Raw genomic sequence first — 16591 nt, 5'->3', positions numbered from 1 at the left:
TTTAATGGCTCCTTGGCATCGCTTTGCCGCGTAAACTACCTAAAGCAAAGTTAAGGATTAAGGCTAAGATGAGTAGCACAAGTCCGAGGGCAATCGCTTGAGCGAAGTCGCCTTTACTGGTTTCGAGTGCAATGGCGGTGGGGATATTACGCGTTACGTTTAAAATATTACCGCCAACCATCATAGAGCAGCCTACCTCGGTCAAAATTCGACTAAAAGCGGCAACTATCGCCAGCAGTAACGGCATACGCAATTCGCGGCATACTGTCCAAACCGCACTAAACCAAGAGGCACCTAAGGTGCGTGACGTTTCCCAGGCTCTGCGGTCTACACTGGTAAATGCGGCTTGGCTCAGTGCGATTAATACGGGCGCGCAGATCAACATTTGTCCGAGGATCATGCCTTCTTGGGTAAATAACCACTTCAAATCACCCAGTGGGCCATTACGTGTGAGTAATAGATAGACCAGTAAGCCAATAACGACTGTAGGAATCGATTGCAGGGTTTGGACTAAGTTAGTAATGACCCATCGGCCATAAAAGGGGGCAAACGCCAGCACGAAACCGAGCACCATAGAAGGAACCAAAGTGATCAGTAGGGCTGCGAAAGAAACCGAAAACGAGATCGAAATAATGGACCAAACATCGGGATCCAATGAAAACAGCAGGCTTAACGCCTGCTGTAATAGTGCTAGCCAGCCGTCGTTCATTCGCTATAAGTTGCCTTGAACAATTGCTCGCCTTCAACTTTGAAGTTATTGATCATGCTTTGGCCTTCTTTGCTGATCAACCAGTCGCTGAACGCTTTAGCACCTTTGTGGTTCAGATCTGGATATTTCGCTGAGTTGATTAAAATGACTTGGTATGGGTTGGCTAAGGTTTTGCCGCCATCAAAATCAACACCAAGATCTAGCTTAGTTTTGTAAGCGACGAAAGTACCACGGTCAGACAGCGTATAACCTTGCATTTCGTTTGCCATTAGCAGAGTTTTACCCATGCCTTGGCCTACTGAAGTGTAACCTTTGAAGTCTGGTGTCACACTTGCTGCTTTCCATACTTCTAACTCTTTGATGTGAGTGCCTGAATTGTCACCACGAGAGATAAAATGTACACCTGATTTTGCAATTTTACCAAAGGCTTCTTCGGCAGTTTTGCTGTCACGAATTTTTGCAGGGTCATTTTTAGGACCAAGTACCACGAAATCATTTTCCATGATGCCACGTGGCTCAACACCAAAACCATCGGCAACGAATTTTGCTTCGGCGCTAGGTGCGTGAGTCATGACTAAATCTACGTCACCTTGTTCACCTAGTTTCAGGGCTTTACCTGTGCCAGTCGCGATGACTTGAACTTTATAGCCTGATTCACTTTCAAACTTAGGTAATAGTTCTTTTAGTAGACCAGAGTTTTCTGTGCTGGTGGTCGTGGCTAATTTGATAATTTCAGTCGAGTGAGCGGGTAAAACAGTAAGAAAGCTGGCTGCAACAACCAAACTCAGTAGTGATTTCATATTTAGCATGGGTACTCCTTGGCAGAAAATAGGATTCCAACTCAAATACCTATCGAGTGGAACATCTTATAAATTGTAATACGTTCGATTGAAAGCAAGTTAGATGCCAAGCTGATAATGCGACTATTTTCTTCACAGCTTAAGCTAATTTGTGAGCTTGATCCCAAGCCCAGCAAATACTCCACAGACAAATTGTCCCAGAGCACACTTCTTGTGGTTCATCGTGGCCTGTTTATCTATTTTCAATGATAGAATTGGCTGTAAATGAGTCAAAATGTCCAGAAGCAGACAATATGAACCAGACAGATAATAACCTCAAGCCCCTTCCATCGGCAGTATCGGTACTGATTGTTGATGATGAACCCGGCATGCGCAGCTTTTTAAATAAAGCTTTGTCGAAAAAATTCGCCTTAGTTGAAACCGCTGGCAGCATCGAAGATGCGGAGCAACTACGTAGTCGTTGCCATTTTGATTTGCTTATTGTTGATATTCGCTTGCCTGGTCGCTCAGGTATTGAGTGGCATGAAGCGCTCGACGAGCAAGGCCGTCGCTCTGATATTATTTTCATGACGGGTTACGCCGATATGGAAGTGGCCATTACTGCACTGCGCGCGGGTGCTTCTGACTTTATCATGAAACCTTTCCACCTTGAGCAGATGATGGCGGCAGTCGATCGCTGTATTGAACGCCGCTTGCTTAAACGCGAGAATTTAATGCTGCGCCGTGAGGTGTCAATTGGTTATTCGTCGACCATTATTGGTGGCAGCGAAGCGATGAAGTCGGTGAAATATATTATTGAACGTGTCGCACCGACCAATGCCGTAGTACTTATTCAGGGTGAATCTGGTACGGGTAAAGAGTTAGTTGCGCGGCAATTGCATTTACTCAGTGGACGTCAAGGGTCTTTTGTCCCGGTTAACTGTGGTTCTATCGCCTCTGAACTATTGGAAAGTGAGCTATTTGGTCATATTGCGGGGGCATTTACGGGGGCAAAAGGCAATCGTGAAGGCTTATTTAGCTTTGCCTCGGGTGGGACGATTTTTCTTGATGAAATCGGTGAGATGCCACTGAAAATGCAAACTGCTTTGCTCAGAGTGTTAGAGCAAAAATCGATTCGTCCTGTGGGCAGTGAAAAAGAAGTTAATATTGATGTACGCGTAATCGCGGCCACTAACCGTACTCTGATTGATGAAGTCGAGGCGGGAAATTTCCGTCGAGATTTATATTATCGACTCAATGTACTCGATATTTTAATTCCACCATTACGTGATAGACCTGAAGATGTGGTGGAATTAACCCATCATTTCACCCGCCAACTGGCCACTGAGCTGGGCGTCAGGGAAGTAGTGTGGAGCCATGAAGACATGGTGAAACTACAACAACATGAATGGCCAGGTAATATCCGTGAACTGCGTAATATGATTGAACGCTGTATTTTACTGGGTAAACCGCCAGCAGAATACTGGAAGCAACAGCTAAAAAGTGACGTTTTATCTACATCGGGTTATCCGCAGGATTGGACATTAAAAGAAGTCGAAAAACACCATGTCACCAGTGTGGTGGACTTGCACTCTGGTAATAAGTCCGCCGCAGCAAGGGATTTAGGTGTATCGCGTAAGACCTTAGATCGTAAATATAAAGAGTGGTTTGACTTTAGCAGTGAGCAGGAGTTGTAGGGTGTCATTCTTCACTCATTTTTTTGGTGTGAGTTGGCAACAAATGCAGGCCAAGGTGCGTTATCGCATATTGATTCTGACATTATTACCGATTTTACTGACACTGGTGAGTTTAGTGTTTATCACTATTTACTGGAATATTAGTTATACAGGTAAGCAGCTGTTTATGATGGTTAAAGCTGACTTGTCTGTTGCTGAAAATACCCTGCAGCAGGTACAGGTGCGCCAAGAGAATCAACTCGAACGAGTGATAACCTCTTGGGCTTTTCAGAATGATTTTAGGCCGATATTAACCGCCGAAAAATTTAGCAACAAACAATCCAATTTAAAAGAAACTTCTATTAATCATCGAGCTAGTCTCGATGCGTTTCTCCTGCAGCAAAAAAAACAATTTCATCTCGATTATTTACGTTTGATCAGTGTTGCAGATGCCGCTGACGATCCGGATTTACGGCAAATATTGCCTAAATTAAACGGCTTACTGCCATATTCTGGCTTAATGGTGTTGCCGCATGAGCGGTTAGCGCGTATTGACCCAGAGTTAGCAGTGACTGCGCGCATTCCAATAGTGACAACCCTGCGGGCACAGAGTACGACTCAAACTGTTGAAGGGCGTGGTTTATTGAGCCGTAGTCTACTACCTGTGCCTGATATGGAAGGTAAAGTGGCTTGGTATCTCGATGGTGGGATCTTGTTTAACCGCAATACGTGGATTGTCGATCACATTCGTGATTTGGTGTACGACAAAGGGACTCTGCCTGAACGCTCTATTGGTACAGTGACTATCTTTTTAGATGATATTCGCGTTTCGACTAACGTACCGTTACAACTTTCTTCCCATGATGAAATGCCGGGGCGAGCACTGGGTAGCATAGTGTCGGAGGAGGTGAAGGAAAAAGTATTAATTAATGGTGAGCAGTGGATAAACCGCGCCTTTGTTTTTAATGATTGGTTTATTTCTGCCTACGCACCCTTAGAGGATGTTCGCGGTCAACGTGTTGGCATGATTTATACCGGTTTTTCTGAAGCACCCTTTATCCATAATTACCTATTAAACATTATCGAATTGGGCACTATTTTAATGTTAGTGCTCTTGGTGTCTGGATTATTAGTTTATCGCGGGGCCTATAGTTTATTGTTGCCAATTGAACGTATTCACCAAGTGGTGCAGGCGGTTCAATCGGGGCGAAATATTCGTATTGGCGCTTTAGACTTAGATAGGGATAGCGAGTTGTCGAATTTGGCGGAACAATTCGACAGTATGCTCGACCTATTACAGAGTCGAAATGCTCAAATTCAAGCGGCTGCAGAACAACTAGAGGTAAAAGTTGCCGAGCGTACCCGTAGATTACATGACAAAACTTTAGAGTTACAAAGTAACGTCGCATTACTCAATGAAACACGCCAACAGCTCGTCACCAATGAAAAGCTCACCGCACTCGGTGAGTTGACTGCAGGTATCGCCCATGAAATCAATAATCCCACGGCGGTTATTCTCGGTAATATGGAACTACTACGCTATGAGCTGGGCGATAATGCCGATGTGGTAAAAGAAGAAATTGATCTCGTTATTCAACAAGTCGGGCGGATCACGACCATAATTCGCAGCTTATTACAGTACAGTCGTCCTGGTGAATTTAATGCGCCGCTAGAAATGCACAATATGACCGCTATCATAGAAGAAATGCTGGTGTTAGTGCGGCATTCGATTCAAAAACAAGAAGTGGTGTTAATTACTGAGCTAAACGCAACTTGCCCAGTGCAAGTTAACAAACCACAGTTATTACAAGTGTTGATCAATCTGGTAGTAAACGCTGCCCATGCGATGGACGGTAAAGGTCGAATTTGGATACGAACCTATGACTGGCTACAACAGGGTGTGTTGATTGGCGTCAAAATTGAAGTAGAAGATGAAGGCACTGGTATATCCCCAGAGCAGCTAGGGCGCATTTTTGACCCTTTTTATACCACACGTAAAGACGGCACTGGTTTAGGGCTTTCACTCAGCTACGGTATTATCAAGCGGATTGGCGGCACCATAGAAGTGAGTTCAATCTTAGGAAAAGGGAGTTTGTTTACTATGGGTCTATATCGCGAAGCTAAAGAGGAGCGACAGAACAACCCCTATGAGGGATTACACTTTGCTGGCAATTATAACGAGATGTCGGGTGAATAAAGTATGCCTGACAAGATACCGTGTTTGGGTATTGGTACATTATTGGTTGTCGTGGGTATTGTGATATCACTATGAAGCGAGTGGTTGTAATGCGCAACAATAGGCAAAAAAAAGCCGGATGATGAGTCCGGCCACAAAGAGTGTGTTAGCAATGTCGTGCTTGCAAACTCAGGAGCGTTTTAACCACTTTGATTACCAGTCATCATGGTTAAAGATGAGTTTTGGAACGCAATTAATAATAATCATTCTCATTTGTGTTTGCAAGCTATTTATTCAAAAGTAATACCACTATGAAGCTAGTTAACTTGAACTCGGGATAAGCTCTGCGTCTCTATAGGTTATTTTTCCCTTTATCTGCGTTAACTTTGCTACTAATAGCCCACTATTAGGTACGCAAACTTGCCTTGATAACGGAAAAACGACCTCTGTAGAGTTAATTTTGCGAAGTAAGCTAATAAGATTAATCAGTTACCACAGCCACTATCCCGAGTTTAGGTTAGTTATTCGAGGAGGTGTAATGAGGAAAAATAGACAAAAAAAAGCCGGATGATGAGTCCGGCCACAAAGAGTGTGTGAGCAATGTCGTGCTTGCAAACTCAGAAGCACTTTAATCACTTTGATTACCAGTCATCATGATTAAAGATGAGTTTTGGAACGCGAGTTAACAATAATCATTCTCATTTGTGTTTGCAAGCTATTTATTTAAAAAAGTATACATCTTTACAAATCTTGGCATTTTTTCATAACAATCAGCCCAACTCTTTTGTTAACAAAACCGTTGTGTTAACTGAGTCGGGCTGGCGATAACGCGATTAAATTATAATCGATATAATGAGTTTGAGCGGCTCAGGAAACAGATCCCTGTGGTTCGGTTCGCAAAATCCTATCTTGTAAGACTTTTAGCAAAACGCCATAGGCTGGTAGAAACAGCCCTAAACTCACGATCAGTTTAAAACCGTAATCTACCGTAGCAATCTCGGGCCAGTTTGCTGCCATGAAGTCATCAGAAGAGGCATAAAAGGCGATACTAAAGAAGACTAAGGTATCGACAAGATTGCCCACTAAAGTTGATGCAGCGGGCGCAACCCACCAAGAGCGATTTTTTCTAATACGGGCAAAAACCGTAATATCCATCAGCTGACCGATTAAATAGGCAGCGAAACTGGCAAAGGCGATACGAAATACAAAGGTATTCCACTGTGCCAATGAATCAGCCCCTTGAAAACTACCCTGATGGAACATGACGCCTATCACGTAAGAAATCAGCAACGCGGGGATCATGGCTTTAAGTATGATGTTACGCGCGGCTTGTTGGCCAAAAATACGCACTGTGAGATCTGTGGCTAAATACACGAATGGAAAGCTGAATGCGCCCCAAGTAGTGTGGTAACCAAATAGTTGAAATGGCAATTGTACCAAGTAGTTGCTGACGCAAATAATCAGTATATGGAATCCTACTAATAGGAATAAAGCACGGCGAAGCTGTGCTGTAGTTAACATTAACATAGGTGGCCTTTTTAGTTGTGTAGGGCGGGGTGAGGGAACCCGCTAATATTTATTTTATTATGTTCACGACGAAATCATCGATAACAGCGCACTGAAATCGGGGTCGTCATTATAGTGGGCGAGTCTTAAGATGCAAGCCCGCTGTTTAAAAGTGCTTATCGACGGTAATGCCTTTGACTGTTTGGATATCTTTAAGGCGAGCGTTGGTAACGCGACTAATAGTTAGTGACCGTTTCAGGAGGTGAGTGCTAACTGCTGATAGTTTGGCAATTCTATAGCTCTACAGCTCGAAAAGAATCGACATAATGGTTGCGAGTTTATTCTCTAATTCTTGCCATTCTGCTTGTGGATCAGAACCTGCAATAATCCCCGCGCCTGCAAATAAATTAATTCGACCGGGTTCGATAAGTGCGCTACGGATTGCGACCGAAAACTCACTTTCGTACTGATTGAAATAGCCACAGGCACCGGCGTACCAACCACGCATATAGCCTTCTTGCTGGCGAATAAAACTCATTGCCGAGTGTCTGGGCAACCCACCTACGGCAGGCGTTGGATGCAGGGCTTGTAACAGTTGAAAATCATTGACACCTATTTTTAGCTCGGCATGAATTGCACGGTGTAAGTGCTGAATATGGTTGAGTTTAAAAATAGTGGCGAGTTCATCGGCGCCAACATAACGACTCAATGGCGTAAGCATATTGACTATGTGGCTGCGAACAAGTTGGTTTTCAACGCTATTTTTATTGTCCTCTAATAAGGCGTTTGCCAGTGCGATATCCTCTTCTTGGCTTAAGCCGCGAATCGTTGTACCGGCAAGCGCTTCGGTAAATAATTCTTGTTGATTACGGCGAAATAAACGCTCTGGTGAGCAAGAGATAAAAGTGCGCTCTGGGCTAAACTGAAAACCAAATTGGAAGCTATTAGGGTTACGTCCTTGCCAGCAGGCGAGTACCATCCAAGGATCAACGGGTTCGTTAACGTCAAGCTGAGTTAACCGAGACAGCACTACTTTTGGTGTGTCTTGATTAAACTTAGGCTCGATAACCTGTTCAACAAGGGTTTTCCAGCGTGTAAAATTGGGTGTATCTGTGCGGCCCCGTAAGCCGATTTTTTTTGGTGGCGAAAGTGGTTTGGCTGGCATAATTGCTTCAATGGCAGCAATGGCGTTATCTATTTCGCTATGATGATCATTATCGGCAAAGTTAAGATTCACTAATAGGCTAAATTGGTTCCCGCTGCGCCTAAACTCAATGCGTGGCAGGATAAAACGACTGTTACCAAACTCGGGCCAAGAGTCTATGGTGCGATCAAAAGCGACACCACCGTAGTAACGGATATTCTGATTGGTAGATAAGGCTCGCTGCTCTTGATAGACAGTGGCCAGTTGCTGATCGCTCATTGCCGTTTCAAACTTAATATCCTTACACGCCCCTATCGCTGCGACCTCTTCAATTCTATCGCGCCCATGCCAGTAAATACGTGGAAATAGGGTCTGTGATGCCAGCCATGGAATTAAAGGCAGCGCGACTGTGCTAACAGATAGCTGTACGAGCCCTTCTGCCACTGGGGTTAGCTTTAATTGGATGAGTTTGTCGATGAGAGACTTAAGGTCTTCAGACAGGGCATGAACAGGCAAATAAAACTCCCAAAATTAAGAATGAAGGCGGGGCTGAAGGTCACATTATCAGTCACCAGCATCAATAAACACGACTCAGGCTTATGAACTATTTTTCAAGTCATTTACCTTTATTAGCTGTTGTTTATAAATAAGAAACTTTCGCTCAAATTAAAGGCCACAATCAAGAGTGTCAAGATGTAAGCTTCTAGTATGTGACTTTAGCTATGGTCTCATTTTATGACGATAAAAACCGTGACTTAAGCGGGTCTTTTTGTCGGTAAAATCATCCTTAATGGACATTCTGTCTGTTTGTTGTGGAATCGTTTTCTCTTTAGTTTAATTAGTTGATCTAAGTTGGTTTTTAATAGTTTTTAAATTGAGACTGAATCGCAGCGACTCACAATAGCGAGTACAGCTTACATTTTATACGCGACCTGCAAATATGATTACGACGAGCTCACAAGATGAAAACGATGGCTTGTATGACCCTCTGATAGCAGCAGGGCGAGCATGAAACTCATCACGCTTGAAGGCGTTAGCTTTAACTATGGTAGTCAGTTGTCAGCGGTATTGCTGGACATTAACTTAACGATTGGCGTTGGTCAGTGTCATTGTGTGAGCGGTCCTACGGGCTCTGGAAAATCGAGTTTACTCAATCTACTTGCGGGCGTGTTAAATCGCCCGCATGAAGGCGAGATCTGGCGTTTCCCCAAGTTAATGACGGGTTTAGTCACACAAGACCCGCAGAAACAGCTATTGCGAAAAACCGTCGGCGCAGAAATCAGCTTCGCTTTAGAAGCCTTCGGTATTCCCGCTGAACAAATACTCTCTAAAGTGCAATTGGCACTGCGGCGTGCCGGCTTGTACTTACGTCTCGATACGCAGCTCAATACGCTTTCCGTTGGTCAAACATACCGCTTAATGATTGCTGCTCAGTTAGCGTGCGAGCCACATTTACTGCTGCTTGATGAGCCGTGGGCACAACTTGATGATCACGGCGTGAGTGAACTGCTGGTGGTGCTTGGCAATCTTCTCCAAGAGGGCATGGCGCTAGTGTTGGTTGAGCATAACTCTTTGGCCTTCGCTGGGATTATTCAGCATTACTGGCAGCTAGGGGCGGGCAAATTATCGGAAGGCATCTATACGGTGAGCGAGGCGGCGCAAATTGAAACGCCTACGTGGCGAGATCAGGCTAAGTTTGAGCATATAGGCAAAGTCTTGATCAACGCGGAATCTTTTGAATTTGGGTTTGATGGTTGCCCTGTGCTATTCACGTGTCCGCAGGGGTTTAAGCTTAAAGCGGGTGAGATAGTGACCTTAGTGGGAGAGAACGGCTCAGGTAAAACCGGCTTATTAAAGGGCTTAGCGGGTGTGCTCAACTTAAAGCAGCGACTGCCGATTAAGGTGCTAGGACGAAGGCCTAAGCTGGGCGTTTACGGTGCTGATCTAGGGCTGCTGATCCAAAGACCGAGTCGACAATTGTTTGAGATTAGCGTGTTAGCCGAAATGCAGTTTAGCTTAACACGTTTTAAGCTCCCTAAAGAACGGGCTGCGCAAATGTTGGAGGAGTTGGGTTTATCGGATTTAGCTGAATTACCACCTTATAAACTATCCCACGGGCAACAGCATTTAATTGCTTTAGCCTCATTAGCTTGCTTACAGCCTAAGGTGTTGTTATTGGACGACCCATTAGCAGGAATGGATAAGCATTACTATGATAAAGCGTGGTATTTGCTGCAGTACTTAAGCTCTCAAGGTTGCGCTATCTTGCTCAGTAGTCATAGATGCATTACACATAGTGCTGTGTCTCGGCAACTCAGCCTACACAATGGATTATTGGCAGAGGGCGTTATTGAGTAAGGGTAAAGTCTTACTCACATAAGCAACATTGCAGGCCTTATTCCATCTACTAAAGTTTGGCGTATGTCGTTTAGCAACAAAGTCTATAGTGATTATCTAATATTCAGCTTAGAATGCGCCTCGCATCTACGTTATATTATGAATAAACCAGAATTAAGATAATAACTGCAACAGAATATGCGAGTGTAGGTCGCTTTAGTATCGTATCTTTAAAATTGATATATTATGCAGGCAATCATCCTTGGGGTTGTAGATATGAATGAGTCAGCAGGATTAGTTGACCTAATCAAATTACCTGTGTCGCAATTGACATTAGGTATGTTTGTCTGTGCGATCGACAAACCGGATAAGGGCCAGCTTGCCATTACTAATGCTGGACAAATTAAGCATAAAGATACCATTGCTCAGCTAACAAAAAATGGTATTAAGTTTGTTTGGGTTGATGCGCAGCGCTCTGCTGAACATTGCGGTTTAAGTAAGGAAACGATTACTCATCCCCATCCTCATGTAGTCCCTGTAACTCCTATTGCGAGTGAAACAGAAAGTCAAAAAGTACCCATCAGTCGTGAAAAGCAACAAGATCAAGCAAAGGTGATGCTGATTGAGGCTAAAGATCTCATTCGTAAAGTATTATCCGAGACCTTTGAGGGCAAGGCAATCGAGGTTGGACCATTCGAGGCTTTAGCAGACAACATGATAGAGTCTGTTATGTTAGATGCTGATGCGCTTAAATGTATGTCAGCGCTGCGCTCAAAAGATGCTTATCTACTTGAACATTCAGTAAATGTGGCTTTTTTATTGGTAACCTTTGGCAAGTATTTACAATTTGATCGTGATAAGTTGCGGGAGATGGCCGTCGGCGGGATTTTACATGATATCGGTAAGATTAAAGTCGACAATAAAGTGCTGCATAAACCGGGAAAACTGACGCCTGAAGAATTTGAGCATATGAAGTTGCATCAAGTGTATGCGTTAGCGATCATGAACGAAGCGAAAGGATTATCGCAACTAAGTAAAGATATCTGTTTGATGCATCATGAAAAACTCGATGGGCGTGGTTACCCAAGGGGTTTAAAAGGTGATGAAATCCCTCTTCATGGTCGCATGAGCTGTATCGTCGATATCTTTGATGCATTAACAGCAACGCGCTGTTATAAAGAAGCCATGAGCCCTGCAGCGGCGTTTAAAATTCTGCTCAGTTTAACGCCATTCCATTTAGACCAAGAGTTGGTCTATGACTTTATTCGTTGTGTCGGTATTTACCCAGTAGGCTCTCTGGTGGAGTTATCCGATGGTCAGATTGGGATTGTTTGGACCTCAAAGGATAGAGATGCATTACATCCGGTAGTGAAGTGTTTTTACTCTATAAAATTTAAGCGTTATACAGAGGTCACTATGGTAGACCTATTACAATCTGAACTTTATGTTGAGCGTGGCGTATCGCCGAGTTCACTTGATATTGACCCAACACCTTTCTACTGATTTTCATATTCTATTCTTCGCGCCGGTGATGTGAGTGGCTGGTGTGAACGATTGCAGCGCCTGTGCTAAAAACTATAAAATGAATTTATCTGTTCAAACAATGTAATGGGCTGCGTAATGAACCGTACTATGAAATCATCATTTTCTATATTTATCATTCTTTTATCCTTAGCATTATTAATCCCCGGAGTGACTCAGCCTATTATGAGTATTAGCGGCAGTATCGATAAGGCTCAGCTTGCTGAACAAGGTATAGCGCAAGTTGCCCAAAGCTTTGATGCAGACTCGGAGCGCGATCGTGCTCGCGGCATGCTAGGTATGGTCAGTGGTTTGCTTGGGCTCAATAGCCTTAAGGGCGAAGTCGAAGTACTGCAGAAAACTCGCAGTATTTGGGGGACAGTAACCGAGCTTTATCACTCTGGTAATGGACTCGTTGCGGGCTTAGTTATGTTATTCAGTGTGGTTGTTCCCGCCTTAAAATTGAGCTTAATGTTAGTACAGCAATGTGTTAGCTCAATTGGCCTAAAATTTAGGATTAACGTCTTGGTCAACGCGCTTGCTAAGTGGTCGATGGCAGATGTGTTTGTGGTGGCGTTGATTATCACCTTTATGGCGGGAAACGCCTCAGGCGGTATGGGGGAAATGCTGAAAACCCAGGCGCTATTTGAAAACGGTTTTTACTTCTTTACCGCTTACTGCATTTTATCGATTCTAAGTGGTTATTTGGTGCCTCGCCCAACGCCAATTTTGTAGTGATATTAATGCTAGTTTTGTGTATGTGCTTGATGCAGGGCTGTACTTAAGATTATCAAGTTAGTGCCGCTAACAAAACGGCATCACACGATAAGGCTGCACAATAAGCGCAGGTTTGACTTAGCTGTTATAGCTATTTGTTATTAATAAATGATATTTGTGAGGTTTTAAGTTCTAAACAATAATAAGCATCCCCTATGTTTGCAGGAAGATGCAATTGAAAAACTGGCTGATACTCGTGTTTTGCCTGATAGCCTTAATCGCTTCAACGCAAACCTTTGGGCTAATACGCTCATTGATTGAATTATTCGCTTTTTTAGGCGTACTTTGTTTGGCTTGGCGAATGAAGTCGATGGCAGAGTAAAGCTCTGCCATCATAAATATTAACTACTGAAAATAAAGAATATATACTAAAGACGTCACACCAATTGCTGCCCATAACATTACCCCAAGTAGTAAAGGTTTTGGGCCACTCGCGCGCATTTTCTGCACAGTAATTCCTGCACCAATCAAAAATAAACACACTACGAGTGCGCGTTTTGAGAGCATAAACAGGGTGTCATAAACGGTATTAAATTGTGGTAACCAATGTGCGATAGCAATCGCTAAGCAATAAAAACCAATAAAATATGGCAGATTAATTTTGCGTTTATCGCCACCAAATACCATAGCGCTGACTAGGGCGATAGGGATAATCCACAGTGCACGAGCGAGTTTTATGGTTGTGGCGATTTTTAAGGCTTCGTCACCATAGGCTGATGCTGCACCGACAACCGATGAGGTGTCGTGGATTGCAATGGCACTCCACACACCAAAATCGTATTGGCTCATATTGAGTAAATGGCCAACTGCGGGAAATAAAAATAGTGCAACTGAATTGAGCACAAACACACAAGCTAATGCCGTAGCTGTTTGATCATTTTTGGCATTAATCGCAGGGGCGACAGCGGCGATAGCGCTACCACCACAAATAGCAGTGCCAGAGGCTATTAAATGGCCTGTCACGTGATCAAACTTGAGGGCGCGGGTGAGTACAAAACCAAGGCCAAGAGTGAAAAAAATTGACCCTACAATCAAACCAAAGTTGTGAGTGCTGGCCTCTATGGCGGTGGTGACATTAATGCCAAAGCCTAAACCAATGATTGAATAGGATAGGAGTTTTTTTGTCAGTGCAGTGATATTCCAGTCCACCGGTACCCAACCTAAGCTTGCCAAGGTAAAACCTAGCACTAACGCCATAGGAGATGAGATAAAAGGTGTGAGGCATAATAAACCCGCACAGATAAAAATAATGCGCTGACGTTTGCTGACGTCTTGTAATTTTGATGAAAGTTTCATATCTACCTATGCACTAGCGATTAAATATTATCGCTCCAATGCCATTATTTACATTAAATACCGCTAATGAAAAATGGCCATCAATAAGGACTGATATTGGAAAACGATGCTAGGGACATTATAGCTGTGAGTGTTAGCTTCAATAAAATCAATTAAACTTATTTTTATCATCAATTTTATTTATTGTTTGGCGGGATACATTTGTACAACGGTAAAGCGTTGGAGATCAACTGCGGCGCAGTTAATCTCCCCATGAGAATTTATAAATTTACGATGCTTTTCAAATCGTAATCACTGCCATCTTTCGCTGTAAATAACTTATCTTGAGTATCGTTAGCGCTAGGCATACCGACATGTAGCAGGCTAAGCCAATGGCGTGAGGCTGCTGAGTGCACCTCGGTGGTATCCATTAACATGCTTGAAGACGCTTCGATTTGGATATCTTCCAAATTTGCCACGTCTTTAGCCCCTATCATGCCGCAACGGTCGAAGCTCAACTCAACGTGATAGTCCTTATCTTGTAACACGATAGCGCTAGGAGCATCTTTGGTGCCATTAAAGGCCACAAACTGTTTTGGTTGGCGTAAACCGCTGTGACTACCGTCGGCAAAAAAGGCTAACAAATGCTGGTAGTAAACGACGTAGCTGCTCACATCTTGATGTGAACCAGAGCTAAGTGGAAAGAGTCGGTCGATGAAAAGTTTCGCCTTGGCGATTTTTTCGTGCTCGGCAATCCCAACATGGACTACGGCTAGCACTTCTTCTGCGATGAGGCTGTTTAAATTTGTTTGGATCTGGTTATTGCTGATTATTGACATAGTCATCGCTCGTTCCTCTACTCTTTCAATTTAAAAAATACGGTTCAGGGTTTCGATTTAACGGGTGGAGTTTCACAGTTTTTTCCAACTTGGCGTGTCCGTTTTAAGTGCTTTCGTTTTAAGTGCTTTCAATATTCATACTTAAGCATTTCTTGAATTTGGCTGACTCAAGTTGTTTGCTTGAATCGCTTCTCGATTGCTTGATTTGTAGTCTAGTCTTTTTTTGTTTACAATTTCACAATAGAAATTTTACACTGTGAATTTTACAAAATGCGTAATGACCAGAGCTTGATGAGAAAATCACACTTCCTAGGGACAAAAATACGTAACCTACGGAAACGTAATAATTTAACGATGGAAGATTTGTCGGCGCGTTGTATTCGCGTCGATTCAGGAAGTGCGCCCTCTGTGTCATATTTGTCGATGATTGAACATGGAAAGCGTGTGCCGAGTGCGGCTATGCTGGCGGTGATCGCGACGGTTTTTCAAAAAGATATCGATTGGTTCTTGGACGATATCCCTGAAGAAAGTGCTATTACACCGGACAAGGGTCGCCGTGGTGGTATTAGCGGCATGGCGCTCGAACCCAGCTTTTTGTTTTCTAATGACATTTTACAAATAGCGATACCTGAAATGTTATCGCAGACTGGAATTTCTGGCAGGCAGTTTGCCCATTTACTGATCCGCGCCCATCAAGAGCATCACCAAAACCACTTTCCCGATCTTGAGCGTGCTGCCGAAGAGGTTGGCCTTAAACGTATGCCATTATCCCTCGAAGATATACTGGATATTGCCAAGGGAATAGGGCTTAAAATCAAATGGGTAGATAACACACCGCAGGAAGTTATCGATGAAATGGGCGGTAGCTCTCGTCAACTGGTGACGTCTTTTTTTGAGCCACCCAATACTATTTATATGAATAAAATGCTTAAAAATCGTCCGAGTAGATTGAAGTACGATTTAGCCGCACACATAGGGCATTGTGTTCTGCACAACAAAGACGGTTTGAAGAGTGTAATGATTTCAGGCCGAAAGTTGGAGATGGACGAAGAAGTTACGCTGCAATCTAACACATTAAACGCACAGGATATTTTGCACGCATGGCGTGACTTTGAGTCGAGCTTTTTTGCTGGCGCCTTGTTATGCCCTAAAGTACCGTATCGGCAATTACTCGATCGTCATGGCTACGAGATTGCAGTGCATAAACAACTGCAAGTATCAGCGTCGGTAGCCATGCGGCGTATGACTGTGGTATCGCCGTATCCCCACTGGCATTATTTTGATGCTTACGCACCGGGTAAACTTAAAGCGGTTTATCGCGGCAACGGGATTCCACTACCTTGGGGTAATATGCGGTTAGTGGAAGATCCTTGTCAGCACTGGGCCGTATTCAGGATGATCAGCGAGCCAACAGTGGGCACGTCGGCACAAATTTCAATTTTAAATGTCGGTAACGAACCCCGAATTTACTGCTGTGAATCGATTAAAGTCGAAGATTCGGCGGGTAATCCCCATGTGCTCTGTGCTGGCATTGATTTAAATCCGGCGATTGAAGCGCAAGGTAAAGATGCCTTGTCTATTGCCCAGGATTTAAAAGAGGCCTGTGTTGCTGGTGGCGGCTCAGTGACGATCCCTAAGCACATTAAAAGCGATCTGGTGAGTGTTGCTAAAATCCTCAATATCAACTGGGTAGAGCGTGGAATTAAAAATGATGCCCGCTTAATATGCTCCCGCGGCGCCGTATGTCCGCGCCAACCAAGCTGTTATCAAGCGGGTAAATCACAATGCGATGGCAGTTAAATCAGTAATTTTGGGGATAAGTAGCGTGGTTGAGTGGTTATGTTGATCGTTT

13 protein-coding genes are annotated in these 16591 nt (G+C 43.7%); 6 read left to right on the top strand and 7 right to left on the bottom strand.

Going from position 1 to position 16591, the window contains the following annotated elements; translation table 11 throughout:
* Nucleotide 1: 1 nt before the first annotated feature.
* Both C9I43_RS15805 and C9I43_RS15800 read right to left on the bottom strand, forming a co-directional pair.
* Nucleotides 2-709 carry an ABC transporter permease gene (locus C9I43_RS15805; RefSeq protein ID WP_076501377.1) on the bottom strand — a complete coding sequence of 236 codons (708 nt, stop codon included), beginning with the start codon at nt 707-709 and terminating at the stop codon, nt 2-4.
* Nucleotides 706-1518: an ABC transporter substrate-binding protein gene (locus C9I43_RS15800; RefSeq protein WP_107884421.1), complete on the bottom strand. Its 813-nt coding sequence runs from the start codon at nt 1516-1518 to the stop codon at nt 706-708. The genes C9I43_RS15805 and C9I43_RS15800 overlap by 4 nt, the downstream gene beginning before the upstream one ends.
* A 284-nt stretch (nt 1519-1802) precedes the next feature.
* Here C9I43_RS15800 and C9I43_RS15795 point away from each other — a divergent pair, with 284 nt between their 5' ends.
* Complete coding sequence (locus C9I43_RS15795) at nt 1803-3185, top strand: sigma-54-dependent transcriptional regulator (RefSeq protein WP_107884419.1); 1383 nt, start codon at nt 1803-1805, stop codon at nt 3183-3185.
* 1 nt (nt 3186) lies between these two features.
* Nucleotides 3187-5361, top strand: a complete 2175-nt coding sequence (locus C9I43_RS15790) for a sensor histidine kinase (RefSeq protein ID WP_107884417.1) — start codon at nt 3187-3189, stop codon at nt 5359-5361.
* Between the two features lie 846 nt (nt 5362-6207).
* Here the strand turns inward: C9I43_RS15790 and C9I43_RS15785 are convergent.
* Both C9I43_RS15785 and C9I43_RS15780 read right to left on the bottom strand, forming a co-directional pair.
* Complete coding sequence (locus tag C9I43_RS15785) at nt 6208-6867, bottom strand: 7-cyano-7-deazaguanine/7-aminomethyl-7-deazaguanine transporter (protein WP_107884415.1); 660 nt, start codon at nt 6865-6867, stop codon at nt 6208-6210.
* Nucleotides 6868-7147: 280 nt separating this feature from the next.
* Nucleotides 7148-8506, bottom strand: a complete 1359-nt coding sequence (locus tag C9I43_RS15780) for an isochorismate synthase (protein ID WP_107884413.1) — start codon at nt 8504-8506, stop codon at nt 7148-7150.
* Nucleotides 8507-8998: 492 nt separating this feature from the next.
* Here C9I43_RS15780 and C9I43_RS15775 point away from each other — a divergent pair, with 492 nt between their 5' ends.
* From C9I43_RS15775 to C9I43_RS15765, 3 genes are all read left to right on the top strand, one after another.
* Complete coding sequence (locus C9I43_RS15775; protein ID WP_107884411.1) at nt 8999-10348, top strand: ATP-binding cassette domain-containing protein; 1350 nt, start codon at nt 8999-9001, stop codon at nt 10346-10348.
* A 255-nt stretch (nt 10349-10603) separates the two neighbouring features.
* Complete coding sequence (locus C9I43_RS15770) at nt 10604-11830, top strand: cyclic di-GMP phosphodiesterase (RefSeq protein ID WP_107885177.1); 1227 nt, start codon at nt 10604-10606, stop codon at nt 11828-11830.
* Nucleotides 11831-11959: 129 nt separating this feature from the next.
* Nucleotides 11960-12583: a paraquat-inducible protein A gene (locus tag C9I43_RS15765; protein ID WP_181317923.1), complete on the top strand. Its 624-nt coding sequence runs from the start codon at nt 11960-11962 to the stop codon at nt 12581-12583.
* 195 nt (nt 12584-12778) lie between these two features.
* On the opposite strand, the gene C9I43_RS18935 is transcribed toward C9I43_RS15765, so the two are convergent.
* The 3 genes from C9I43_RS18935 to C9I43_RS15755 form a co-directional block, all read right to left on the bottom strand.
* Nucleotides 12779-12961: a hypothetical protein gene (locus tag C9I43_RS18935; RefSeq protein WP_181317922.1), complete on the bottom strand. Its 183-nt coding sequence runs from the start codon at nt 12959-12961 to the stop codon at nt 12779-12781.
* Nucleotides 12962-12970: 9 nt separating this feature from the next.
* Nucleotides 12971-13921, bottom strand: a complete 951-nt coding sequence (locus tag C9I43_RS15760; RefSeq protein WP_076501361.1) for a YeiH family protein — start codon at nt 13919-13921, stop codon at nt 12971-12973.
* Nucleotides 13922-14181: 260 nt separating this feature from the next.
* On the bottom strand, nt 14182-14745 hold the full coding sequence (locus C9I43_RS15755; RefSeq protein ID WP_107884407.1) for an aldolase/citrate lyase/malate synthase family protein: 564 nt from the start codon (nt 14743-14745) through the stop codon (nt 14182-14184).
* 264 nt (nt 14746-15009) lie between these two features.
* On the opposite strand from C9I43_RS15755, the gene C9I43_RS15750 reads away from it, so the two are divergent.
* The gene (locus tag C9I43_RS15750) at nt 15010-16539 is read left to right on the top strand and encodes a DUF3612 domain-containing protein (protein ID WP_107884405.1); all 1530 of its coding nucleotides are present in this window, start codon (nt 15010-15012) and stop codon (nt 16537-16539) included.
* Nucleotides 16540-16591: the final 52 nt, after the last annotated feature.

Source organism: Shewanella morhuae, assembly GCF_003028295.1.
Classification (GTDB): Bacteria; Pseudomonadota; Gammaproteobacteria; order Enterobacterales; family Shewanellaceae; genus Shewanella; species Shewanella morhuae.
This window is presented reverse-complemented; position numbering and strand designations above follow the sequence as displayed.